Raw genomic sequence first — 26,021 nt, forward strand, 5'->3', positions numbered from 1 at the left:
TTATTGCTCGCTTATTTGATAAATAGTATTGGTTCTGACTCCGGGCTTTACCTCACCACTGATATAAATCCAGCGATTGTCCCAGCATACAACCGGCAAGGTAACTCTTGCTGTTATACCCACTTCTCTTCCCACATAATCCCATGAATCTGTATCGATAGTATATAAAAGCACGTCTTGTGAAATCCCGGGATGCGCAACGGGGTCCGTATACAAAGCAGTCAACGGATCTACTCCGCCCCAGAAGACGATCTTCCCGCTCTCGAGTACTGGCAAAGGGCTACCTGCGGCAGATATTCCCTTTGGCATGGGAGTTACCGAACGCCATATCCCGGTCCATACTCCGTTAGATTTATATGGGATAAGACTATAAGCATCATCAAGTATATGTCTATGATATCTATTTAGTGTATTTAACCTGACTGTTTCGCCTCCAAACAAGTAAAATTTTCCATTATGTGAAGCACACATTGGCAACAGACGTTCGCTGCCCGGCCAGGAAGGCAACTGAGACCACCCTTCGGAAATATTTTCAAGATCCAGCAGGTAACATTTTTTTGTAGCCTTACCAGTCTGTGAATTATTTCCACCGGCAATTATAATGACATTGTTAACCAGAGTTCCGGCCATATTAGCAATCGGTAAGGGAAGATCAGGCAAATTTGTTGAATCCAATCCCTGGCCGTTCCAGCTATATACAAGTACCTTGGCCGAATAACCGGATTCATTGTTGCCACCGATAATAATAATTTTGTCTTTATACGATACCGATACTCCGTAAGCCAGTGGGAAAGGTAGTTTCTCGGTTAATTTCACCCAGTCTCCTTCTTTCCGAAGCATGTAAATCTCATCGTACCATTTCTTTTTACCGTCTTCCCACGGAAGTTTATCCGGAAAGTTTACGCCTCCGAAGCAAAAGAGCATTTCCCGGCTTTCACCTGCGTACATGCCCGCCCAACCTTCGCCGGGCAAGGAAGATATATGAGTGAAGGCCAAAGAATTCTTCGCAGGTGATTTTATTGCGTCTATCATCGTCTAACTGTGAAATACATATTGAATGCTCCTACCATCTGATTTTAAATATTGCTCCCGGACCAGGCTCTCCGTATCCACCGGTCACTATTAATGTCTGCTCATCTATGAGGCACAAATTACTGGTAAGAGGCATGCCGGTATCTATTGAGGATACTGTTTCTCCTCTATCGGAAATCACCTGAATCGCTCCCATTCCATAATGAGCTACCAACAATTCGCCACGGCTATTCAGGGCTAACCCATCCGGAAGGTTATCCTGCTCTTTTCCTGAAGAATGGCGAGGCAAATTTGCATGCAATTGGAAATCGCCATCCGCTAAACCTGGCGCTTTTAACTTTATTATTAGAATCCGGTTTTTATAGCTTTCAGCCACGTAAAGCGATTTTCCGTCTGATGATAATACCAGGCCATTGGGATAATCCAGACCATTGGCAACAATTTTCTGTTCTCCGTTTATCCCAAGAAAGCATACTTTTCCTTCATATCTTTTCGAATCCGTAAAATAAACACCCCCATCGGCATCCGCAATCAGATCATTTGGCGCATAAACGGGCTGGTCAGAACAGAAACCTTCGATCTCATTCCTTAAAAACCTTCCTTCTGAACTAAAGCGCCTTATCGCCAATAATGCAACATCGCATACAAGATGATCCCCATCACGCAATATAATCTGACCGTTTGGACACGGCGATTCAGCCCATATAGAAATCCCATTATCCCGATCAATTTTCAAGATACTGCCTCCGGAAAGAGTTGTGCAATAAAAGTTCCCCTGACGATCGGCAACAGGCCCTTCAGTATAAAATTGCAGGTCCGCAATTTGCTCCCTTATGATAGTTCTACTTTCATTCATACAGATCAATATCTTCAAAAGGAAACATTCGTTTACGCCTGTTCGCGTAATAAAATTCTAACCATCACTGGTTATTATTTCCCGCAGTATGCTACGACATCTACCTCAAACTTAAGGAGGTCGCCCAGACAGCCTATCAACGTCGTCCTTGCAGGATATGGTTCGCTAAAGAACTCTTTATAAATCCGGTTAAATTCCGCCAGGTATTCCTGCTTTCCTACATAATTACGTACCTGAACAACATGTTCGAAACCGAGTCCGCCTGCCTCAAGTATGAGTTTCAGATTTTCAAATGACCTTCTGCATTCTTCTTCAAACGTGCCTACAACAATATTTCCCGTCTTATCCACCGAGGCCTGGCCAGAAACGAAAACATAGTCGCCACATTGCAGCGCAGGTGAAAATGGGAGGTGGCTGACCGGAAGGTCCTTTCCTGTAATTATTTTCTTATTAAGCATTATTGTATATTAATTTAGTATTCCTGATTTCATTTGATCAAAACGTTTGACCGTATATTTATCTGCACGGCCAAAGTCTTTACGACACTTTTATTTCTTGTGATCTTTGTGCTGTTATTACCTCCAGTGTTTCCATAATATCGATCACAGTCTGCTCATCCCAATTGGATTGCGTATTACCCAGGGGAGCTTTTGTACGACCTATATCTATATTGTACTTCAATAACATGGCCTTTCGCAAAAATGGCCAGATGTTTGGCAGTACCAATTGGATAGTTTTCTGAAATGCCAGCATAAATTCTTTAGCAAGCGCATAGTCGCCATTTGTAAAGGCGTTCTGTACAAGCTTACATTCAACTCCCCATAAATTGTAAAATGTACCAATGGCACCTACAGTACCACAAAGTGATGCGTGACAGAACAATTCATCGGAACCGCTGAATAACTTCAACTTATCCCCGGCATAATTATGGATCAGACTGATCTCCAATAACTGGTTAGTAGTTAGCTTCATCCCGGCAACATTGGGAATTTGCATTACTTTTTTAACGAAAGCTGTAGTATCTCCCATAGAATTATCCCCCAGCTGATAGGGAAAAAAGGGCAGATCAGTTGCTATTGCAATATTTTTGTAATGCTCTAATGCAGATTCTGTATTTCCAGAGAAATAGATTGGCCCGACAGAAGATATACCGTCGACTTTACATGTTTTTGCGTGTTTAGCTAACCGAACCGACTCATCCGTTGTTAAGGAACCGACCTGGACAATTACAGGAACCCTTCCAGCTGTAACTTCGCTAACCACTTCAGTGACTTTTTTTCTCTGTTCTTCCGTAAAAAGGACACCCTGGCCGGTAGAACCAAGTATGTATAAACCATCCAAATTCTGGCCGATCAGTAACTCCACTAATTTCTCTAACTGATCAAAAGCAGGTTCCCCATTTTCGGACACGGGAGTTAACATTGCAGGCCAAAGACCTTGAAATTTATCTTTCATTTGCTATAGTATTGTGTTTATTCTGGAATTTATATATTCAAAAGATTCTGCACCGTCCATAAAGTAATAATTGACGGCACCAATTGAGATATTATCTGCTGAAACCGCATCCTTAAAGCCATGGCCTGTAACCAGGCAAACGATAGTATCATTTTCATTTATTTCATTGTTGGCCAGGGCGTTCTTCAAACCCGCGAGAGCGACGGCACCAGCTGGCTCGCAAAAAATACCCTCCTGAGTTGCCAGTTCCTGCTGACTTTGGTAAATTAACTCATCGGCTACAGTATATCCGGTACCCTTTGCAGCCCTGCACATAGTAATCACGTCATTGCCGTCAAGTACGCTGGGCACTTGCAAACCACTGATGGCGGTGGTGCTCGCAGTAATTTCCTCAGCGTTTGCAAAACCCTTCCTAAGCGCCCCGGAAATGGTGTCGTTACCTACCGGCTGAACGCAGTGTACCTTTGGTACCCGGTAGCCTGGTGTAGCATCTTGCCATTTATTAAAGCCTTTCACAACTGCCAGGGTCAATCCCCCTCCTCCGGCCGGGGAAAATACATGGTCAGTTGTATTGAGCATATTTTCAGCAATTTCATAGGCTATGGTTTGTACGCCAGCCATTCCAACAGGGCTGTATTGGTAAGCGCTGATCTGAACAGCCGTTCCAAAGCTTTCCGCTGTCTTCTGCAGATCTGCCATTACAGCCTTAGTAACATCCCCGTTCTTCCCAAAATCTTTGACCATTAATGTTTCACAGCCATAAACCTGCATCTGTTTCATTTTGCCAGCGGGCGCACCGTCAACAACTGTGAGAAAGCATTTGATGTCCGCAGCTGCGCAATAGGCTGCCAGCGCTGCACCCGTGTTTCCGCTTGAAGTAGCGAGACAGAATCGCATTTTCTGCTGAAGCAGGTCAGACACCGCACTTGCAGCAAACCTGTCTTTATATGAACCCGAAGGGTTAACCATTTCAAGTTTGAAATATAAATTATCAAGGCCCATTGCCGGCCCTAGTCTCCGGGACCGGACTAATGGCGTCTCGCCCTCACCAAGTGTTATCTTACAATTATCCTCGATTTGAGGCAGTAAGTGACTGTATTTCCAGATCCCTTTCAAAATTCTTCCGGGTATTGAAGTTTTTTCATTGTATATGCATTAAAATTATGAGAGAAGCCGCCATCTACCACGATAGTTGTTCCGGTTATAAAGGAGGCTTCTTCGGTTGAAAGCCAGTAAGATACATTAGCTATCTCTTCTGAAATACCCGCCCGTTTAAGTGGCGTATTATCGTTCATGTGTTCTCCCAATCGGGCACTGATATTATTTCCTTCTCCGTCGGTGTAATCACTGCTTAAGTCTGTTTTTATATTCCCGGGGTTTACTGAAATCACCCTAATATTCTTCGGTCCGTATAACGCAGCCAATTCATAAGTGAGGCTTTCAATTCCACCCTTACATACTATATAAGCGGGACTTGTTCCTCCCGCCCGCTGAGACATCACGCTGGAAACGTTGACAATAACACCTGCAATCCTCCTTTCTTCCATCACAGCAGCAGCATATTTCGCTAAAAAGGCAGGAGCTGTTAAGCATACTTTTATCGTCTTTTCCCAGTTCCCGAGCGATATAGATCGCATGGTTTGAATGGTTCTCCAGGCTGCATTATTGATGAGCACATCTATTCTCCCCCATTTCTGCACGGTATTTTCAATAATCTGCTCTAAAAATTCCTCGTTAGCCAGATCACCATCACAAACCAGAGCCTCCAGCCTGTTGCCCTGTTCAATTTCGGCTCTGAGCTGTTCCAGTTCTTCGCGGTCTCTTCCAACTAATGTTACATGGTAGTTATTCGACGCAAATTTCAAAGCTGTACTTCGACCAATACCTTTGGATGCGCCTGTTATTATAGCAACTTTATTATTATTCATAAATCACCCTTTCGTTTAAAGATCCTATCGGCAGTATCCCACCTAAAGCATCACCGGGCTTAACTTTTACCATTGCCCTCAACAGAAAAACCAAACCATCTATATCTGCATACATATCAATCTGTTTACCGGAAAAAGACTCGACAACCTTTCCGAATAATTCGCCGGCTTTGATCTTATCTCCAATTTTTACTTCGGCAACGAATATTCCATCCACAGGAGAGGGCATTTTACCCTGTAAATAACCGCTATCCTGCCGGTGATCCTCAATCCAGTACTTATCTACAAAGCTATCTGATCCAGCCGGTCCGTTAAGCATATTCAAATAGTTCAACAATCGCATAAAACCCGTTTTATAAGCATTAACAACTTGCATTCGAAATCCTGTCCCTCCTCCAAATTCCAGGTATATTGCAGGAATGTTTGCATCTCTCGCAACAGAAAGAGTTCTTCCATCAGGCCGATAATCAGTTCCCCAAACTAGAGGCAAATTGAAAGCCAGCGCCATTTCCTGCTGCTTTTCGAGAATTTCAGGTGAGGGATGTAATACATATCCGGCTAAGGGGTATATTTCAAAAGCTGGTCCACCCGTGTGCATGTCTATAAAATAATCTGATTCCTTAATAAGGGCACTGATCTCTGAGGCAACTCTCTCGGTTATTGTGCCATCAGATTTGCCGGGACATATCCGGGCAAGATCCAATCCGTCTTCGCCATATCTTATGCCATTAACATAAGCAGTTTCATTAGTTAAAGGAACAATGGTTACGCTGCCAGATTTCAATAGTCCGGGCACTTCATTAACTAATTGCATAGCAGCTAGCATCGGCTCATATTCATCACCATGTACTCCTGCCGTCAACAGGACTCTTGGTCCGGCTTTGCCGCTATCTACACGATAAAATTTTACTAGTTTGTTGTCTTCCACTTATCATTGATAAATTAATCTCCTGTCCGAATGCAACCTTAAACACTAATGTTCCCCTTCGTAATAAGGGCCACCGCCTGTAGGATCACTCGCATTAAAGATGCCCAGCTCCTTAAACATTAATCTTGCAATCTCTGTGTGGCCCGACCCATTTGGATGCAGGGGATCATTCAGCCATTCCTTAAAAACTTTGGCTTGAGAAGTTTTTGCTATAGCCTGTTTCCAATATTCCCAGTTATCCACGAGGATTACCTTCTGTTCTTCTGCAACACTTTTTATAGCTTCCACATATTTATGCAGGCTCGATCTTTCGGGAGCTTTGTCTGTAATAATTAGATTTGGTGTTTGTAAGATGGGAATAGCGCCTAAAGCCCTTATACCGCTAACTAAAGAATCCAGGTTTGTCTTAAATAACTCTAAGCTTATATTCCGGCCATCGGCGCAATCATTCGTCCCAAACATCAACGAGACCACCGAAGGCTTATATTGCTTTACTCTCCAGTCAAAATCTTCCATAAGGTTTCGCGTGGTGTTTCCGCTTATGCCGGTATTAATAATATGATCACGGCTGCGCTTCATTTCCCACCTTAATCGCTCAGAAAATACCTCGGGGTACGACCGGTAGCCATGCGTGTGCTTAACACCCGCTGTAATACTGTCACCGGTCAATACCCATTTGAGCGGGTCCTTCTTTTTTAAAAGATCTGTGATCTTGTCTCTGTCAGAAAGATCCGCTATACTATTTTTTTGATCCTCCGTCAGTAGCGTCAGGAAAGAAGGTAATACAAATGGAATTGCTACCGAAAAAACAGATCCGTAAAGAAATTTTCTTCTTGAATATTTGGTTTGGTTTGAATTCATATCCCCTCTATTATTTGCTTTTTCACCAATATATTGGCCTAAGGTTATTTATAGATAAAATCCAGGCTAAGCTTTGTAATTTGTGTAACTGCCAGTCCTGTGCCTTTGGGACGATTTCCAGCACAATGGCCAAGTAAAATGTCTTTTTTTGTAAAGTGGATGGCGGTATAGCAGTACCAGCCATCGGGATCATCTTCAAGAGTTTTAATATTTCCCCAGGTTCGCCCTTCATCCTTTGAAATACCAATATTAAAGGGCGTCCGCTTTTGATCCCGGGCGTTGTTGTTCCACACCATTACTAAATCACCTGTAGATGGAACCCGCGCGATAGATGCTGGAGAAAGAGGCGAGTTAATGTTACTCGGTTCGATATGACTCCATGTCTCGCCTTTATCTTTAGAATATGACAACTGCTGAACCCCACCACTGGCCCGAATAAACATCATAACGGTACCGTTGTTTAACTCTACAACACCGGGCTCCTGGGTAATAATATCTGTCGTATTAGGAACAGCCTTGCTGCAGGTCCAGGATGCACCATTATTATCCGAATAATAGTTATATATAATTGCCTTATCCTGCCATTTTCCCTGGCTTGTTTTGTGCATCGCAACCGGCATAAGAAGCCTTCCGCTTTTCAACTGAACCACCCGATTATTATTCAGTACAAAATACCCCTGCTTATCGGTAATACATGAAACCGGATCACTCCAGGTTCGCGCTTCATCTGTTGAAATCCGCATCATCGGCATACAATCTTCTTCAGAATTCTTTCGTGCATAAAACAAGGCGATCGAACCGTTATTCAGCCTGAGCAGTGATACGGACATTACATTCATAGTGCCCTCCTGCTCTACTACAAGCTGATCTTCAGTGCTCCATGTTTTCCCCTTATCGCCTGAATAGCGGCTTGCCAGATACCCGTTCCCAAAATCACTGCCTGATTTGCCTGAAAAATGGCTATAGATAAACAGGATCCTGCCATCTTTTAAAGTAATAAAGTCACCCTCACTGTTTCTGGGGTTATTTTCTCCAGGATTAAGTCTGAGAACTGCACTTTTCGAGGGTTCCTTATTGCTCGTTGAAAGCACGTTACAGCCGGATAATGCGGCTATCATTACTGTCAGGAAAATTAGGTTGATCTTTTTAGACATCATGTATTTCAATTATTAGCTATTTCTCAGCGTTTACTTATAAATCGATTTAAGACCTGGTTTCTGATTTGGAATTTAACGCCCGTAAAGCATACCTCCCTAATATGTCTTGGCTGCTCAATAAGACGGGATCCGTATTTCAAGAACGTAAGCCATTTGAACTTTACCTTATACTTTCCCTAGGGCAAATATTCTGTTCGTTGCCTGAATCGTTACTATTTTGGAATAATGATAAACCGTTGAAATCATTTTACCGTCTTTTGTGATCGGTGTTGGAGCCTCTATGACAAAATCAGCAAAATGATCTTGATTAAAGGCTATAAATGCCAAACTCAGACTGTCAATTTGTTCATCGTATATTTTTGACAGATCCGGATAGACAATAGGTCCCGTATCAACCTGATACAGCTTTCTGGCATGGTTAATATTCATCGTCTTACAAGGAGCTTCAATGACCGCACGAAGTCCGGTTTCATCATTTTTGAGTTCGGTTTGTGTAACGATTGGAATTCCTGCAGCGGTAGCGTCACGTATTTTTTCAAATGTGTTGAGTTCGGTAATTACCTCAGGAACTGGTGTGTATATTACAGGATTACCTCCCCACATTCCTTCCATTTTTTTTACAGAGCGATATCTGTCTCCCCGCTTATCCGCATGACGACGAAAAACCAATACTTTACCTGCTCCGAAAACAGGGAGAAAGTCGTAGTTATCGCTATAGAACAAATCCTTTTCACCAAAAGTATTCTCACTTTTACAGGAGGCTCCCTGATAATAAACAACATGTTTCCCGGATTTTGTATCGGTTATAGTTGTCCTGCTTTCAATCCACATTCTGGCAGAGTTATACTTTCCAGTATTGCATAAAAAGGACTTACCATAATCAATGCATTTCGATTGATCCATATCTTCTGCCCTCAGACCGGCTTCATTCATGCCCGACACCGAGGCAGACGCACCGAGTACACCTGATGCTACTATCAGGCCGGTAGTTCTGATAAAAGTCCGTCGCGAAGCGTCTGTTTTTTCTTCTAAACTTAAGGGAATCTCATTAGAAATAGTCCGCAGACTACCTTTTACAGTTTTCTTATTCATAATATTCTAGTTTAAAAAGTCTTTTTCATGCAATTTTATACTTAGCTCACCAGCAAACCCTGCATACGTTGTAGTTACCCATATCTCTCCGGGTCTTGCTTCAAACACACGCGGATATGCTAAATTCCTAATTTTACTTTTTTCTGTAATCCCAGCTATAACCGTTGGCTTAGTCCAGGTCTTGCCATCATCATCAGAAAACATGATCGACAACTCTTCACGGTTATTACTATGAGCAACTTCAGAAGATATACCATCGCCGCCGCTTAATGGGTATGTCTTTTTACCTTCCGGATAAGCACGATTCCAGACAAGTACCAGGCGACCACTTTTAAGCCTTTGGAGTAAGCCGGGTGCGGAACTAGCATCAATTTTGGTGGGTTTAAAATTTTTCCAGGTTAAGCCTTCATTTTCTGAAAAAGCTTCCCAGAATACTCCCCAATTTGTACGCATTAGCATCCATATACGGCCATCACGGAGTTGCTCAATAGTCGCTTCAGTAACGCCGCTATGATGGCCTACACCGCCAAGATCAATGATATTCGAACGAATCCAGCTCAGACCATTTGTCTTTGAAGTATACGTTAAAACCGTGTGGTGGCCCGGATTATGGCGCATCATCATGGTGCTAATCACAACATTGCCATCCTTCGTCTCTATAATATCACGGGTTGCCCCTGTCCACTCATCATGGAGCTTTTGGGGAGCCTGCCATGTCTTTCCATCATCCAGACTTCTGACTGCATAAGTTGGTATTGTTGCACCCGGCGAATCTGCAATGTCATTTTGCCAGTTCCAATTAGCCTTTTCTTTATCATTTGCAAAGGCCAGTATAATAACTCCATCTTTGGTACGGATCAACGCCCTTTCAATCCGGATATCAAACCGGTCGGCATCAGCAAAAATGGGATATTCGGCCCAGGTTTTGCCCTCGTCCTTACTAATGCAACTTTTATTTCCTTCAACAGTTAGAAGATCTCCATTACCCAATCGGACAAACGGCCCTGTTTTCAATCCGGGAATTTCCTCCGCCTTGTCGTGAATCCAATAACCCTTGGAGCTGAGTTTGCTGCGGCTTGCAGATGATTGTGCTGAAACAAAATGTGAAGTAGTTACGAGAGCCAATAGAATAATTGAGGCCCGAAATGTCTTGAAGATTGTCAATTTAAGATCCATACTTTTAATTATTTATTTCACTAGTTTATTCTTTTTTGACCAGATGACGCGGGCCGCCCAGACGGTACCGTTAGCGCCGCGCGGATGAGGTTTATCCCCAACCATGTACTCAGCATCTGTCACCCATGATTCACTTTGTGTTATCGCAGAAGCTCCAAAATTACCTAGCATAACACCCCTTTCAGGCATCAGCACCTGTTCGGTAGCCCGAATTACATTTAATTTTACCGGGTCGACTTGTGCCACGAATAAGGGAGCCCGGTTGCGTGCAATGTGATCATTCTGTGCACCTCTCCTGGTATATGAAAGAAATAATCCACCACTATGCACCAACCAGTGAGCTTGCGTATTGTAGCTGCCAAGGTCGCTTCCGTCATCAAACGTCCATGGCTTATATGGGCTCCAGTGCAACCCATCTTTACTTGTAGCCACATAAGCTTTAAAGTTGTTCCTCATAGTGAGGTAATACGTTCCTTTAAATAGTACAAGCGAGGGCTCTCCAAGACCTCTACCGCCCATTACGGTCATCTCATCACCATGTTGCAGGTAGGATAAGGTAGTACCGTCGAATGAGCATTCGAGCACTGTAACAGAAGATTCACCCAATTCAGGTCCGCTGAAATAGATTGGGAGGAGAATTTTCCCATCGGGCTTGACAAGCCACTGAACGCATCCGGGATTAACAAGAAAGAACTTAGAATTAGCGTCAGGTACATCATTAATCATTTTCCAGGGCGTCCATAAATTGGTCACCGGATCAAAAATGGCGTATGCTGCGTCATGGGAACGCGGCTTGTCAAGCAATTGCTTTCCCTGTTTGCTATACCTCACTTTAATTCCAATAGCAATAAGCTTACCCGTTTTATCATGCCAACCCGGAGTGACATCGGCAACACTCACTGTCGTACCGTCCGGTTCGTATTGCCATTTAAGTTGTGGTATCTCAACAGGGGCAGACCAGTTTTTCCCAAGATCATCTGTCCTCATATAATACATCCCTGAATAGTAATCACTTACGTTCAAATGTTTCTGAATAGTCATAATAACCGCCGGATTTCCGCGCTTTCCAAATCCCGGAATTGCAGCAGCACGCGGGTGAAACCAGGAAAAGTTTTTATTAAGCTCCTGGTGAGCCACATCAGTCTGAACACGAAATTGAAGCCGTTCTAATTTATTCACAGGCTCCCGGTAGAATCCGTAAAAAACTGTTACTGAAATAACTAGTACAGAGGCTAATAAGACTGACCGTTTCATGGATTTTTTTTGCATTTTATTTGTTCTATATGCTCATTTACTGTGAGTCTAGCTCCCCGAGCTTTTCCGACGGATCAGCATTTTATTTAAACTATTTGTAAATCCAATCGATATTCACCCTTACTACATCTGAAGATGATTTATTCTTATCGGCCCGGTTCCAAAATCCAAACAATACGTTCTTTCGGGTAAAATGAATTGCCGTGTAACAAAAAGAACCTGCAGGGTCATTTTCAAGATCTTTGGTCCTTTCCCATGTTACACCCTCATCTCGAGATATAGCAATACTTAACGGTGTGCGTTTCTGATCGGCGCCATTATTATTCCATGCTAATAATAAATCTCCGGTAGATGGTATTCTGGTAATTGAAGCCGGAGCAACCGGAGATTTTATTTCGCTTGGTTTAATATGGCTCCATGTTTTACCTCTGTCCTTAGAAAACGATAATTGCTGCACCCCGCCGCTCGCCCTGATAAACATCATAATTGTACCATCTTTTAATTCAACTACGCCTGGTTCCTGGGTAATAATATCGGAATTATTAGGTACCGCTTCACTGGATGTCCAACTAATGCCATTATCATCAGAAAAATAAGCATAAATGGTTGCCTTCTCCTGCCATTTCCCATGTAGTGTTCCATGTAAAGCAACCGGCATAAGGAGCCTTCCGTTTTTCAACTGAATTACCCTGTTGTTGTTCATTGCAAAATATCCTTTCTTATCAATTATACATGGAACAGGAGTACTCCAGGTTTTCGCCTCATCATTTGAAACCCGCATCATTGGCACACAATCTTCCTGAGAGTTTTTTCTTAAGTAGAATAATCCAATACTGCCGTTTTTCAACCTGATCAAGGAAACTGACATAACGTTTACATCACCCTCCTGTTCCACTACAAGCTGATCTTCGGTGCTCCATGTTTTTCCCATATCGTCTGAATAGCGGCTTGCCAGGTAGGCGCTTCCAAAATCGCTGCCGGAGGGACTTGAAAAATGGCTATAGATAAAAAGAATCTTGCCATTCTTTAAAGTAATAAAGTCTCCTTCACTATTTCGTGAATTGCTTATTCCCGGAAGAAGTTGAAGTACCTTTTTTTTGCCCTGACGTTCTTCATTACCAATGTTCACCGATCTACTCTTACAACCTAAGGCAAAGAGCATCAACAAATACAAGCCAACTATTCTCATTATTCCCGGATGCTATTTATAGAACCATTTGCTGATATTTACCGGAAATGCGCGCTGGTCCATGACCAGCTCCATCACCAGCGTAGAATTCAGTCCGGCAGATGAATGATATTTTCATCATATAAGGTAGTTGAAAGAGGCTACCACTTTTTTTACTTAACTGCATGTTCGATTAATTATAAATCCAGTCAAGATTAAGCTTTGTAATTTGCGTGACGGCCAAACCCGTCCCCTTTGGCCGGTTACCAGCACAGTGTCCCAATAAAACGTCTTTGCCGGTGAAATGTATAGCTATGTAGCAATACCAGCCATCCGGATCGCTCTCAACATTTTTGACGTTTTGCCACGTTTTACCTTCGTCCCTGGAGATTGCAACAGTAAGTGGGGTCCGTTTGCCTTTTATCGCCGGATCATCACCGCCATTATTATTCCAGACAAGAAGCAGGTCGCCTGTTGTCGGAATTCTTTCTATAGATGCAGGCGAAACCGGGGATTTAATATTACTTGGCTTAACCGATGACCATGTTACACCTTTATCCTTTGAATAAGATATACACTGAGCTCCTGCATCCGACCGTATTATCATTAAAACGTCCTTGTTCTTTAATTCTACGATCCCGGGCTCCTGTGTTAAAAATTTTTCAGGATTAGGAACTTCTACACCCGATTTCCAGGTAAGTCCATTGTCATCCGAATAGTAACTCCATAAGCTTCCTTTATTCAGACCCGATCCCTCTGCAATGTTATACAGGTTTACCGCCATTAATAGCCTGCCGTTACTCAATTGAATTACACGGTTATTATTCAAAACAAAATAACCTTGTTTGTCAGTAATACAGGCCACCGGCTCACTCCATGTTTTTGCTTCATCGCTTGAGAATCTAACCATTGGTATGCAGTCAGTCTCTGAATTTTTCTTTAAATAGAACAGAGCTATTTTTCCATTTTTCAATCTAAGCAATGAAACGGACATCACATTCATGGTACCTTCTCTTTCGACAACTTTCACGTCCTCAGAACTCCACGTACTCCCGCCATCATCCGAAAACCTTGACGCCAGATAAGCTGGTGAATGGTCACCTCCTTGCGAACCAAAATAGCGGCTGTAAATGAACAGTATACGGCCGCTCTTTAAATTGATAAAGTCTCCCTCGCTATTCCGCGGGTTGTCAGGCCCTGGTTCCAGCCTAAGTACAATTTCTTTCCCCGGATTGGCCGCCTTATTTGTGAAACCCACTTGAAGAAATAATAACAGCAAACAAACAGGCATAGTAATAAGGCCGGATATTTTGAGACTATTAGCAAAACCGGACCGATTCCGCCAATCTTTATAAGAAGATATCGTTTTCATGAAATATAATTTGTTTTATGGCGAGGAAGCTTCCATAGGCTTTTTAGTTTATGGAATCTACCCGGCGGTTGAATTAACTCAAATCACTTTAGCGAATTATTACTCCTAGTACCCCGGATTTTGTATGACTTTAGGCTCTACGCTTAACGTCGACTGCGCTATTGGAAATAACAATAAATGATTCTTTCCCAACTGGGTTTGAAGCGAAGGCACCAACTCAAATGCCTTTCCAAACCTCAGTAAATCCCACCAGTAGTGGCCTTCAAAAGCGGTTTCCAACAAGCGCTCTTTAAGTATTTCTGCATCGTTTTGATCTTTAGAACCATTGGCAAAAACAAACTGAGAGTAATTGGTTCCGTAAGCCCGCTGTCTGACCTTATTAACTTCAACAGATGGATCCTGGCCTAAAGCATTTTTTGCTTCAGCCTTCATCAATAGAATATCGCCATATCTATAAATTACATAATCATCATACCACCATCTTTGACCTGCGATAAGCACCCCATCATACTTGGTTTGTATAGTAGTATAATAGCTTTTTACCCCCGATGGGTAACCACCGTTATATACATAGATCTCCTTAAATGTTGCATTTTTCCGTTGATCTAAATCGCTAAACTGGCTCCGGACATGGGGCATTACCTGCATGTAGGAGTACCCCCTTCCTCCCGTTACAATTGGCCTGGTTGCAGGATCCAAATCACTGCTATTCGGAAGCGATTGCGGATGTAAGAAACTTTGATCATATGGAAATGACTCTCCTGATTCCTGATCCATATACCTTACTGCAAAAATAATTTCTTTGTTACCTTTATTCGTGTAGTCGAATATGCTGGCAAAATTGGCCAGTAAGGAAACATCACTGGTTTCAATGTCATTCAATGCAGTCAATGCTGTTGTAAAATCCGCATTTCCGCCGTTCATTCTTTTGCCTGTCCATAAATAAACCTCCGCTTTTACGGCATTTGCCGCTGGTTTTGACCAAATGAATCTGCCCGTAGGAAAAGTGTTATTAGGAAAAAGAGGTATAGCGGCATCTAAATCTTTTTTAATGAAGCTGAATAGTTGTTCTATGGTAGCTCTTTCCCGCTGGCTGGATTCTGAATAACCCTCGGTTGGAGTATCCACAATTGGAACCCCGCCCCATGTTCTGGCCATAACAAAATAACAGAATGCGCGCATCGTGTAAGCCTGGGCCAGAATATTTTTTTTGTTCGCTTCAGATGAAAATGTAATACCAGGAACGTATTTCAAAATTAAATTTGCATCGTGAATTACCGTGTATAAACCTAACCAAGTCGGCAGCTGTGACGATGCGTTCAAGGTATTTCTATATAAAGGTCCCTGATTAACGGGTTCTCCGCCCACACTAGGGCCAAAAGTGTTACTTCTAATGTCGCCCAACAGGAACAAGTTTGCTGTTTGTGGACGAAATCTCGCGTACATTCCTGTTATTGCCCCATTCGCATCATTCTCGGTTTTCCAGTAAGAAGCGGCCGATATCTGGCTTATAGGTTCTAAGTTTAGATCATCCGTACAAGAACTGACCGATAAGATAATCACCAAAAATAACGTGAGGGCTTTATGTAATTTTTTCATAACTATAATATTTAAAAGCTGTATTAATATGTTGATTGGCTTCGCTAGTTAGAGAGTAACGTTTAGACCAAAAATGATATTCCTGGGAATAGGGTATCTGCCATTATCCTGGCCACCGTATTCAGGATTCAATCCTGAGTATTTAGTGAAATAGTGTAAGTTATGCCCTGTTACGTTAAATCTTAGAGCAGAAATTTTAGCTTTCTGCAATAGAGCTTTAGGTACATCGTAAGTAAATGTCAGCTCACGAATGGCCAAAAAATCACCTTTTTCATAAAATCTTGTAGTCCCGGCAGCTCCTCTGTATAACTTATTACGGACTTGCTGATCCGCATAAACAAATACGGGTAGTTCTGACACATCACCTGGCTTCTGCCATGACTGCAGTAATTCTTTGGAAAGTCCGTTATCACCCTGTAACTGAGCAATCATAGTCAGGTTAGTGTAATTGAAAATTGTCTGGCCCGCTGTAAAATCCGTCCTTATATAAAGACCCATATTTTTATAGCTAAATGAATTGGAGAAGCCACCTGTCCATTTTGGATACATGTTTCCTGCGTAAACTTGGTCGCGGGTATCCAATATTTTATTCCCATCCAGATCTGCAATGATAGCATCACCTCCATATACCTTTTTATCAGCAATAGGAGTTAAATTATCCAGCGGCGCGTTAGCAGCTTCTGCATCAGTAGCATAAACTCCCAGCATGTTATAGGTATAATAATCACCCATAGTACCCCCCTCCTGTAGTCCGCCTTTCCACACGTAAGAATTGGTTTTGGAATCCCAAACTTCTACTCCGCCGATCCGGTTATTTTTAATTCCGTTATAAGGAAGCTTAAGTATTTTGTTAGAAACTCTTGCAACGTTAAACCCAAGATCCCATTGGAAGTTAGATGTACCGGGCATAATCCTGGTATTAAGTTCAAGCTCTACTCCCTTGTTCTCTAAACTTCCTGCATTCGTCAGTGTGCTGGAAAATCCTGTGGAATGAGGCATGCTCAAACTGGCAAGCAGGTTATCAGTTACGCGACGGTAAACGTCAAATACAACATTAACTCTATTATTAAATACCCCCAGGTCCAGTCCGAAATCAAGCGTTTTGGACTGCTCCCACTGAAGCTCACTGTTAGCAATTACCGTATTCTGTACCGCGGCAGATCCTCCATACCTGACTCCAACATTATACTGGCCTTGTGCAGTATACGGCCCGAGGCCGCTTATATTACCATTTACGCCATAGCTTGCTCTCAGCTTTAACTTCAACAAGTTCTCTGGCAAACCACTCCAGAATCTCTCTTTATGCACATTCCATCCCAAAGAAATACCAGGAAATAGCCCCCATTTATACGCTTCTCCCAGATTGGATGCACCATCGTATCTCGCGTTAACGGAAAGAAGATATTTTTGCTTAAAGTCATAATTGATTCTCCCGAAATACCCAAAAATCAGCTGTTCACTTTCGGCGCTGCTTATAGATACCGGCAACGCTGACGCGTTTAATGTTGGGATTAAATCTGTGGCTGCATCCCGCCCATTACCACTTAAACTGCTTGAGAATGTACTATAATAAGAGAACCCGGCTTTAGCTTCAAAATTATGGTCATCTTTTAATGATTTGATATAGGTAAAGACTCCATCCGCCTGCTTTTGCAAACTTTTTGAATTTGAACTGCTGGCGGCCCGGGTGGTAACATAGGATAAGGGACCATTCCAGAATGCCCTTTGAAAACTCCTCGCATCACCAGTCACCTGCCACAGCGACACCTGAGGGTCGAACGTAAGACCAGGCAATATTTTCCATTGCGCCCCAAAGGCAACTGTCAGATCATCGCCAACATTTCTCCGGTCTACAGTATTTAAAAGATACTCGCTGTTCCCCAGGCTTGAGCTTGCGCCTGGAGCCAGGGTACCATCTTCAAATTTATATTTTGCTGTTGGTGGTAATCCTATCGACCTTCCAAATGTAGCCTCTGAAGTCGGATTATTATCCTGGCTGTTTGAATATATCAAACGTCCGAAAACCTTTAAATTGTCTTTGATATTAAAGTCGCCGTTTATATGTCCATTAAGTCTTTTGAAATTTGTCGTAATAACAATTCCATCATTATTAAGGTATCCTAGTCCCGCACTGAAAGAACCCTTATCTGTTCCACCTGACGCGCTTATGCTATGGTTTCCTGATATTCCGGTACGATATATATTATTCTGAAAATCAAAATCATCAAAAATAATCGTTTTGGTTGGATCGATAGGATCAGGCATGCTCTGCCATCCTTCATTCAATTTATGCTGATTCTGAGCATTAAGATACTGTGTAGTATACGCTGTATTTTTCGTAAGATCATTGCCAGTTCCGGCGCTGCTGGCTGAAGAAAGGATCGCCAATTGAGCCGGCTTATTTCCCCAAGTTGCAGAACGATAAATTCCTAATCTTTGAAACTGTATGTAATCTCTCGCACTAAGAAGATCGTACTCTTCAACATTGTCGGAAATTGTCAGATCATATTTATAATCAATTACAGCTTTCCCTGATTTTCCAGATTTAGTAGTAATAATAACTACTCCATTGGAAGCACGGGCTCCATAAATTGAAGTCGCAGCGGCGTCCTTAAGAACCTGCAAAGATTCAACATCAGACTGGTCAATTGTATTAATATTGCTTCTGATAACCCCATCTACGACATATAAGGGTCCCGCACCATCGGGATTGTTTATAGAAGTGCCACCCCTTATGATTATGCGGGGGCCTGATCCCGGCATACCTGAAGTAGTTTGAACCCTAACGCCGGAAAGAGTACCTTGCAATGCTGAAGCTACATTTGAAAATGGAACATTAGCAAGTACTTTAGTATCAAGCTTTGAGACCGACGTGGTAATTGTTTCTCTTGATTGAGACCCATAACCTATAACTACTACTTCTTGTAAACTCTCTAAACTTGCTAAAAGCGTAACGTCAATTACTTTTCTTCCAGAGATTTCAACCTCCTGGTTTTGCATCCCAATAAATGAAAAAATCAAAACACCATTGCCATCGGAAACTGGTATCGAATAACTACCTGTTGTGTTCGTATTTGCACCTATCGAAGTGCCCTTTAATTTAACACTAACTCCGGGGAGAGTTTCACCACTTCGATCTTTGACAGTACCTGTAATGATGGTTTGTGCAAATCCTTCAAAAGCACAGAGCATCAAAAAGGAAACAGAATAAAGTAAAATTTTCTTCATAACAATGTGGTTTAATAGTTCATTAATAAGTCTTACATATTACAATACTAAACAATATTTTCTTTTATGCAAATAAAAATGAAAAAATGTAGGACATATTTATCCGTAACTACAAGGAAGGAAAGGATTTGAAATTTATTTCAGACAGAACCAGGTAGAAATATTAAAAAGCAAGGCAGGCAAATTAAGAGCGTACCTATCGGATCACCTCCAAATCAATAACAGAAACCCGCTCCGTACGGTTCTTTCTGGAATCAGGCTCTCCGCTTACCAACCACCATTGCTTATCATTAACCCGTATGAGCGGAGCGGTAGCGGATGGAGTAATTAATTCTCCCGTCTTAATCATTGACATATCATTCAAACTTAACACCCAAACGTCTTTATGTACGTTAATCGGTTTGCTATTGTCAGCCCTTCCTGTGATGATAAGATGATCATCATCAATACGCTGGCTAGTCCAGGCATAACCTTTAAAAGGCAGATCAGCAAGCTTTGTCCATGTATTCGCTTCAGGATCGTAGCGATACGCATCGCTCAGTGCCAGGCCCTCTGATGAACCGCCCAGCAAATAAAGATATTTCCCATTGGATACCAGCGATGGGAGTATTCTGGCTACGCCGGGAATGGGTTCGACTTCGCGCCAGAGTTCTTTAGTATTCTTCAAATCAAGAACGAACATTTTAGCCGTGCTCACCCCATCCGCGGATCCACCGGCGACATAGAATTTGTGATTAATAATTGCTCCTGCACCCGAGTGTAACGCTAGGGGCAATTTAGGCAGCGGTTTCCATCCTTCCTTCAATGAATTGAGCCGGTAAGCGTCTCCAAAAGCAATCTTCCCATCATCTGTACCCCCCGCGAAGTAAACTCCGCTATCATCTGAAGCATACATGGAATAAGCCACCGGGTGTGGTAATGCTGGTCCGGATATCCATTTATCCTGATTAAAAAGCACTGCATCCTTCAGCCAGGTCTTCGTAATCTTGTCTTTGCTCCACGTATTACCTCCAGCTACTATAACCTTCCCCTCTATTTTGCCTCCTATATGGCCCCCCCGTGCCAGGTTCTCGTCCAGTGATACACCTTTTGTTACTGTAGTGGTGTATTTCATATTCGGACTCAATCCCATCTTTGAAAAGGTTTCACGCATATTTCTTAGTTCAGGCTCTGCCAGTGTCTCTGGTTTAGGTCTGATAAATCGTTTAGGTCCGCCGAAATATTCAATTGCAGTACTCCAAAGAGCAAAGGAAAACTTCTCCATAAAAGGCACATCATATTTCAGTATAATTTCCGTCGCAGTTCTCACATCGTTTTTCTGCATTGCCTGCCAGAATTTTTGCCCGATTGCAGGTGCGTACGTATATAGTGTACTATAATAAGCCGGGGAACCGTAGGGATAACCCTGAAGGTACCTTCCATCGTTACCTCCTCCAAAAATTGCAAGCCTGTCGCCAAACAGGATTTGCCTGCTGACATAATATGGATAGTCAACATCTTCCTTCATGGCGACAATCGATTTATTCTTCACGAGTTCTGTGAGCAGCTCTACAGAATAAAATCCATGCAATATAATGCCCAGTTTCGTTTCCTTCGCAACATCCTGATAAAATTTAACGACGTCTTCAGTACTGGCAGTGTTTGGAAGATCTTTTGGCCTCGAAACCTGAACTGCACTGTAACCCAGTAACTCAGCATACCGTACATAATCCATCACATCTTCCCTGTCCCATGCACCTGTTGATGCGATGGTTAAGGCTTTTCCGTCGACAGCCTTAGCCACAAAACTTGTTAACTCCCTGATCTCCTCATATGACAAAAGATTATATTTGGAATTGCCTGACGTGAGTGTTACTACTCCGCAGCCATAAGCCAGAGCCGGTTTGATCATATCCTCTATTCCTTTGAAGTCAATCTCGTAAGTCTCGGTAAAAGGCGTAGGAAAGGAAAGGATCGGACCTTTTAATTTTTCCCTGAACTCCACTGGAGTAAGAAGTTTTCGAGTCGTGACAGACGTACCCTGGGCTTTTGAATCCACGGTCCATGCTGACTGTAATATTATCAGCATACAGATAGTTAAACGACATTTCCCGGCAAGCTTGTTCATGTTGCCCCTTTTCTGCGTTATCATTATTTGTTTCATACGACAGGCGCTGGTGGTCAAAATCAATGATTAATATTTAGGGTATAGCGGTTGCTGCAGGATTTTACAAGCTGAGAGTATATTTATATGAATTCGCATTCCAGGTCTCCTTATTTTCTCCCAGGCGTGTCAGGTACATTTCTATTTCCTTTGTTTCACGATTTTCAAACAGTGAGAAATTTGAGAACTGAACCAGCTCGGTATCCTTCGCGGGATCACGGTCATCCAACACTGTGAGCGTACTTTTAATAAAAGATGGTCCCTCCTCATTTACTTCTACTATCTGAAGCGGGTACCTGGGACGATTACCCTTCGGAGGATCATTTGTTATGTTTCCAACCCAATAGAGCTTTCCCGTTTTTGAGCTGCGTATTGTTTTGTGTATGGATGCAGGTGAGTAAAACTGTTCGCCTGTATCGTAGCGCATATCTTTTATTTCACTCCAGGTATGTCCCCCGTCTTTAGAAACTGAAAACCATTTTCTTCCGGGAGATACCGGGGTATCATTCCCCCGCATAATGAGCATTAAGTTACCGTTCTTTAATTCGCTGAGATCGAGCTCAACCAGTCCGCGTGAGGATATCTTCCTGGGCAGAAATATTGCTTCGGATTTTTTCCAGTTATAGTTTTGTTTTCCCTTATCCCACGTTCCTATAAAACACATTGCACCGGCAACGTTTCCTTTTCTGTAGTTATTAGGAAAAATAACAGGATACTTTTCATCCTCGTCATTTTTATATGGCACCGGCACAGTAGCACTGATCAGGACTGTACCATTTTTCAATGCCAATGCATTTCCAATGTACATTTCATTGGTCCATAACCAATCTTTCTTACCCCAGTCTTTCGGATCAAAATCAGGTCCTTCTTCATATTTAAGCTGAAAGGTGTCTCCCCAGGTTTGACCATTATCTTCAGAAAGCTGATAATATCCATGATCCCAGAAAAGCCGTTCGCCTTTCCATACACTTTTCAAAGCTTCTTCAGGTTTACCCTGAAATATTCTCTGAAAAACAGGTTTAATTAACCTACCTGAAACAGCGTCAAGCGGCCCGGTTCCTTTTTGACTGGCTCCCCCGCTTTGAGTGAACTGACCGTCGGTTTGTGTCTCTGTCGGGATCGGGATCCATGGCTTCCAGGTACGTCCGTTATCGTCTGACGTTCGTCCCAATTGCATGATATGCCAGTCGCTTGATTGCATAAATAATAAGGTTTCCTGCCGGCGCAACCCTGAGCCGATATAGTGCATTCCTGTCATAGGTGCCAGGCTGGCGTCAGGTCCTTTAATATGAACTTCTCTTTTTATCTGGCAGATCGGACCCCTGGTTATCTTAACCTTGTCCTCTGTTTCAATGACTGCTGCTGAAAGCGATTCCGGCAACAGCCATGACCCAACAAGGGAAGTGATGCCTAGCTGAGAACTCTTTTTTAAGAAACTGCGTCTAACTAATGATTTCATGTATTTATTTTTTCCTGTGTTATGTTTATTGGCCGTTGAGCTTGTCAATTTTTACGGGCTCTCACGGTCTGTGATGTTTGCTTCAATTATTTGCTCCCTATTCGTAATTAATAAGTCTTACATATAACAATACTAAACATTATTTTCCGCTATACAAATAATCTGTCCGGCGGATTGTCGAAAAGTTTCGAAGGAGTTAATGTTAGATGGATAACGAATTACGCGAAGAAAGAGATTAGACCCGGTATCGATATAAAAAGTATCAGATTGTCAAAAGGCTTTACATTTTAAAAAATTAGACATATTAATTTCTAATGAGTAATTTTGCGCCGAACTCGATTGTGAGTTACGTATCCATTAATAAGAAAATACTTTGACAGCATTTAAACTTTCCAAAATACGTCCCGTTGAAAGCCTCACTCAAGTAGATAAAATTGAAATCACGTTACAGGAATATTTTCGGAACGAGAACTTCGCTCCCGGCGATTCTATTCCGAAAGAAGTAGAGCTCGCAGAGGCAATGGGAGTTAGCCGTACAGCTATCAGAGAAGCGATAGCCAGATTTAAAACTTTAGGAATAATCGAGTCCCGGAAGAACAGAGGAATGATCTTAACCCGCCCAGATATTTTAAATAATATGCAACGGTTAATGGACCCTCAATTACTGCATGGGGACACCATGAAAGAGATATTCGAAATGAGGCTGGTTATAGAAATAGGTTTGGCCGACATTCTTTTTCCCAGAAAGACTGAAGCCGGTTTAGTTAAGTTAGAACGGATAGTAGAGAGGGAAGAAAAAACGGATAATAAAATCGAAAAGGTAAAATGTGATGTTGAGTTTCATTCCATGCTATATGAAATTTCGCAGAACGAAACCATTCAACGGTTTCAGAAAATGCTGTTGCCCATATTCGATTACATGGACAATGAATTACATATTAAAAGTCAGATACCGGATGTGGGATATGCATCACACAGGGTATTGCTCGAGGTATTAAAAAACGGCACCCCTGAAGAATTCAGAAGTAAGATGAAAAATCACTTATTTAATTATTTCGAGAAGGTATAGAATCAATCCTTTCTGGTAAACACACCAGTTCTTCCTAAGGCCAGCCTCCAAAATACCCATATTTGGGTATTTGCATCATGCATTTTGCCGCATAGTTTTGATGGATCATTCATCCTAAATCATTATGCGAAAAATCCTTATCACACTTTGTATTGCGTTTGTTCTAGTCGCCTGCGAAAAGCAGGATGCTGCCAACTCCCGCGAAGACAAGATACTGACATGCGGATCTTCCCTGACCGCTCCCTTCCAGTGTATATCGGCCGCTGGCAAATCAACCTTAACTACCACGAAGATCCCCGAACTTTACGGTTACTGGGATTCCGACGATTTTGATTTTTGTGTAAATTATAAGAGCGATGGAACAGGTACAATTACCTTTAAACCTTCAGGATTGTCAAAGGGTTCAACTCAGAAAATCAAGTGGGGAGCGATGGTGAACTCGAAAGGCGAACTGGTGCTGTCAAATGCCGGAACGATCTATATCGCCCACGAAAGTCTCGAAGGCTCTCTTGACCCTCAAATTGCCCTTATGAGCTTCAAGCAATCTACCAAACAATGGTGGGGCTTCGACCTGAGATCAGTCAGCTCATGCCCGACCGTATCGGGTGGCGGAACTCCGGGAACCGGAGGTAACGGTAACATTATATTTTATACTAAATCCGATCTTGGCTGCGGCAGTATTAAGGTGACGATCAATGGTCAAACCGGCACTATAAATCAATACTTCAGCAGCGGGGCTCCGGCATGCGGGAATAATGGCGGAGCGAACTTTAGTCTCCCGGCCGGAAATTATACCTTTACAGCAGAATGTACCAATTATAAATGGACGTCCACACCGGTTACCATTACCGCCGGCCAGTGTTTCAAAATGGAACTTAAGTAATTCGGAGAATTTTAACTTAAAGAAGGTGACGATTTGAATAGAAGTCGTCACCCTTTTTTATTTCAAATAGGTTTCATTTGTACCTTCTTCGTTTTTTCTTCGTCTCCAACCCCATTTTAACTACCGTCAGGGCAATAATAGACGAAGTAGGTACGAACGAGAACACTAGAAGGTGGTTTGCTTGTGCCTGGCTGATAAAATTTGGATGCAAAGCTAATTCGTAGAGTCACCACGAAAAGCACGCGAAGGCACCAGTCTGTAGTCTGCGTCACTGATACCTTTTACTCCCCGCGGCTTTTTCCTTGTTATAACCGTATCTGCCGGCCTGGGTAGCGCCAGCGGTTGTTCTGTTACTTTCTGCACAGGTTCATTCTTTAGAGTTTTATGAGCTGGAAGTTGTTCAGGTTCTCTTATTTCAGAAGTAATTTTTTCGGAAACAACGACTGGCTTGCTAGCGTTAACTTTGATTGGAGGTGTTGTATGATCTGGAGTCGTCTCCTTATTTTTTAAAGGCTGTTCGTGCCGGATTACCGGCGGTTCGTGTTCTAGATCTTTTTCCCTTTCTGGGTTCTGTTTTGAAATAAATATATAGATAATAATCGCTATAAAAAGTGTCAACAGGCCCCCGCCTATCCACCAGTTGGAATTATTTAAACCACCCGAACCCGATGAATTATTTGGCATCTCTATGTTTAACTGGTGTTCAATAGTGGCCCAGATAGCATCCGCCTGATCAGGCACAGGCAGTTCCTGCAGTTTTTGAGCGATCAATTGTTCGTATGTGGTTGGTTGACTCATACCGAGTTTAAGTATTCTATTTTTTGTTGCAATGCTTTTCGGGCTTCGCTCAAGTGCCATTTACTGGTTCCTTCGCTTATGCCCAGGGCTTCCGCAATCTCTTTATGCTTATAACCCTCTACCGCGTACAAAACAAACACGGCATGAGTGGCGGGGGGAAGTTTCTGGATCATGGTCATTATTTCACTTGCATTTAAACGATCCAGGGCGGCATTATCAATAGCAGGTTCGGCAACGGTCTCAATCTCCAGATTATCTATAAACCGGTTTCTTGACTTAATATGATCAAGGCCTTCATTGATAACGATCCGCTTTACCCAGGAATAGATGGTCCCTTTACTTTCATCGAACGTATGGATATGTTTAAATATGCGTACAAAAGCATGACTTAGAATATCCGCGGCATCAAGCTCATCTCTTGAATAACGCATAGCAGCAGACATAGCAAATTTGTAGAGCATGCGGTAAAGCACTTCCTGGGCTCTCCGGTCGTTACTCCGGCAGCCTTCTAAGATCAGCTTTATTTCTGCTTCCTGTTTGGTCACTATTTCAACGCTATGATA

Annotated in this window: 22 protein-coding genes; 2 read left to right on the forward strand and 20 right to left on the reverse strand. The window is 42.5% G+C overall.

The genetic code is table 11. The annotated features are described in order from the left end of the window. From P2W76_RS06535 to P2W76_RS06620, 18 genes are all read right to left on the reverse strand, one after another. On the reverse strand, positions 1 to 1,032 hold the full coding sequence (locus P2W76_RS06535) for a hypothetical protein (RefSeq protein WP_276346827.1): 1,032 nt from the start codon (positions 1,030 to 1,032) through the stop codon (positions 1 to 3). A gap of 31 nt (positions 1,033 to 1,063) precedes the next feature. Further along, a complete protein-coding gene (locus P2W76_RS06540; protein WP_276346828.1) occupies positions 1,064 to 1,888 on the reverse strand; it encodes an SMP-30/gluconolactonase/LRE family protein in 825 nt (274 codons plus the stop codon). 74 nt (positions 1,889 to 1,962) lie between these two features. Continuing rightward, positions 1,963 to 2,346, reverse strand: coding sequence for a RidA family protein (locus P2W76_RS06545; protein WP_276346830.1), 384 nt, complete (start codon positions 2,344 to 2,346; stop codon positions 1,963 to 1,965). 79 nt (positions 2,347 to 2,425) lie between these two features. Further along, a complete protein-coding gene (locus P2W76_RS06550; protein WP_276346832.1) occupies positions 2,426 to 3,343 on the reverse strand; it encodes a dihydrodipicolinate synthase family protein in 918 nt (305 codons plus the stop codon). Positions 3,344 to 3,346: 3 nt separating this feature from the next. After that, on the reverse strand, positions 3,347 to 4,459 hold the full coding sequence (locus tag P2W76_RS06555) for a pyridoxal-phosphate dependent enzyme (protein ID WP_276346833.1): 1,113 nt from the start codon (positions 4,457 to 4,459) through the stop codon (positions 3,347 to 3,349). After that, complete coding sequence (locus P2W76_RS06560; RefSeq protein ID WP_276346834.1) at positions 4,456 to 5,271, reverse strand: SDR family oxidoreductase; 816 nt, start codon at positions 5,269 to 5,271, stop codon at positions 4,456 to 4,458. Before P2W76_RS06560 ends, P2W76_RS06555 begins: the two co-directional genes overlap by 4 nt. Then, complete coding sequence (locus P2W76_RS06565; RefSeq protein ID WP_276346836.1) at positions 5,264 to 6,199, reverse strand: M14 family metallopeptidase; 936 nt, start codon at positions 6,197 to 6,199, stop codon at positions 5,264 to 5,266. The genes P2W76_RS06560 and P2W76_RS06565 overlap by 8 nt, the downstream gene beginning before the upstream one ends. Positions 6,200 to 6,244: 45 nt before the next feature. After that, positions 6,245 to 7,060, reverse strand: a complete 816-nt coding sequence (locus P2W76_RS06570) for an SGNH/GDSL hydrolase family protein (protein ID WP_276346838.1) — start codon at positions 7,058 to 7,060, stop codon at positions 6,245 to 6,247. A 44-nt stretch (positions 7,061 to 7,104) separates the two neighbouring features. Then, positions 7,105 to 8,217 (reverse strand): sialidase family protein, encoded by a 1,113-nt coding sequence (locus P2W76_RS06575; RefSeq protein ID WP_276346839.1) that lies wholly within the window; start codon positions 8,215 to 8,217, stop codon positions 7,105 to 7,107. A gap of 165 nt (positions 8,218 to 8,382) precedes the next feature. After that, the gene (locus P2W76_RS06580) at positions 8,383 to 9,309 is read right to left on the reverse strand and encodes a hypothetical protein (RefSeq protein ID WP_276346841.1); all 927 of its coding nucleotides are present in this window, start codon (positions 9,307 to 9,309) and stop codon (positions 8,383 to 8,385) included. A gap of 6 nt (positions 9,310 to 9,315) precedes the next feature. Beyond that, entirely contained in the window at positions 9,316 to 10,485 is a 1,170-nt protein-coding gene (locus tag P2W76_RS06585) for a sialidase family protein (protein WP_276346842.1), read from the reverse strand. 12 nt (positions 10,486 to 10,497) lie between these two features. Next, positions 10,498 to 11,739 (reverse strand): sialidase family protein, encoded by a 1,242-nt coding sequence (locus tag P2W76_RS06590; protein WP_276346844.1) that lies wholly within the window; start codon positions 11,737 to 11,739, stop codon positions 10,498 to 10,500. A 91-nt stretch (positions 11,740 to 11,830) separates the two neighbouring features. Further along, positions 11,831 to 12,928 (reverse strand): sialidase family protein, encoded by a 1,098-nt coding sequence (locus P2W76_RS06595; protein WP_276346846.1) that lies wholly within the window; start codon positions 12,926 to 12,928, stop codon positions 11,831 to 11,833. A 172-nt stretch (positions 12,929 to 13,100) separates the two neighbouring features. Then, positions 13,101 to 14,279, reverse strand: coding sequence for a sialidase family protein (locus P2W76_RS06600; protein ID WP_276346847.1), 1,179 nt, complete (start codon positions 14,277 to 14,279; stop codon positions 13,101 to 13,103). 105 nt (positions 14,280 to 14,384) lie between these two features. Further along, positions 14,385 to 15,878: a RagB/SusD family nutrient uptake outer membrane protein gene (locus P2W76_RS06605; protein ID WP_276346849.1), complete on the reverse strand. Its 1,494-nt coding sequence runs from the start codon at positions 15,876 to 15,878 to the stop codon at positions 14,385 to 14,387. Between the two features lie 48 nt (positions 15,879 to 15,926). Next, positions 15,927 to 19,106, reverse strand: a complete 3,180-nt coding sequence (locus tag P2W76_RS06610) for a TonB-dependent receptor (protein ID WP_276346850.1) — start codon at positions 19,104 to 19,106, stop codon at positions 15,927 to 15,929. 196 nt (positions 19,107 to 19,302) lie between these two features. Beyond that, on the reverse strand, positions 19,303 to 21,174 hold the full coding sequence (locus tag P2W76_RS06615) for a dihydrodipicolinate synthase family protein (protein ID WP_276346851.1): 1,872 nt from the start codon (positions 21,172 to 21,174) through the stop codon (positions 19,303 to 19,305). A 139-nt stretch (positions 21,175 to 21,313) separates the two neighbouring features. Then, complete coding sequence (locus P2W76_RS06620) at positions 21,314 to 22,708, reverse strand: sialidase family protein (protein ID WP_276346853.1); 1,395 nt, start codon at positions 22,706 to 22,708, stop codon at positions 21,314 to 21,316. 373 nt (positions 22,709 to 23,081) lie between these two features. Here P2W76_RS06620 and P2W76_RS06625 point away from each other — a divergent pair, with 373 nt between their 5' ends. Both P2W76_RS06625 and P2W76_RS06630 read left to right on the forward strand, forming a co-directional pair. Next, complete coding sequence (locus P2W76_RS06625; RefSeq protein ID WP_276346854.1) at positions 23,082 to 23,777, forward strand: FCD domain-containing protein; 696 nt, start codon at positions 23,082 to 23,084, stop codon at positions 23,775 to 23,777. 124 nt (positions 23,778 to 23,901) lie between these two features. Continuing rightward, positions 23,902 to 24,660 (forward strand): carboxypeptidase-like regulatory domain-containing protein, encoded by a 759-nt coding sequence (locus P2W76_RS06630; RefSeq protein WP_276346855.1) that lies wholly within the window; start codon positions 23,902 to 23,904, stop codon positions 24,658 to 24,660. Between the two features lie 213 nt (positions 24,661 to 24,873). Here the strand turns inward: P2W76_RS06630 and P2W76_RS06635 are convergent, their stop codons facing one another. After that, positions 24,874 to 25,458, reverse strand: coding sequence for a hypothetical protein (locus P2W76_RS06635; RefSeq protein ID WP_276346857.1), 585 nt, complete (start codon positions 25,456 to 25,458; stop codon positions 24,874 to 24,876). Next, positions 25,455 to 26,003 carry an RNA polymerase sigma factor gene (locus P2W76_RS06640; protein WP_276346859.1) on the reverse strand — a complete coding sequence of 183 codons (549 nt, stop codon included), beginning with the start codon at positions 26,001 to 26,003 and terminating at the stop codon, positions 25,455 to 25,457. The genes P2W76_RS06635 and P2W76_RS06640 overlap by 4 nt, the downstream gene beginning before the upstream one ends. Positions 26,004 to 26,021: the final 18 nt, after the last annotated feature.

It is taken from the genome of Daejeonella sp. JGW-45, assembly GCF_029360805.1.
Lineage (GTDB): Bacteria > Bacteroidota > Bacteroidia > Sphingobacteriales > Sphingobacteriaceae > Daejeonella.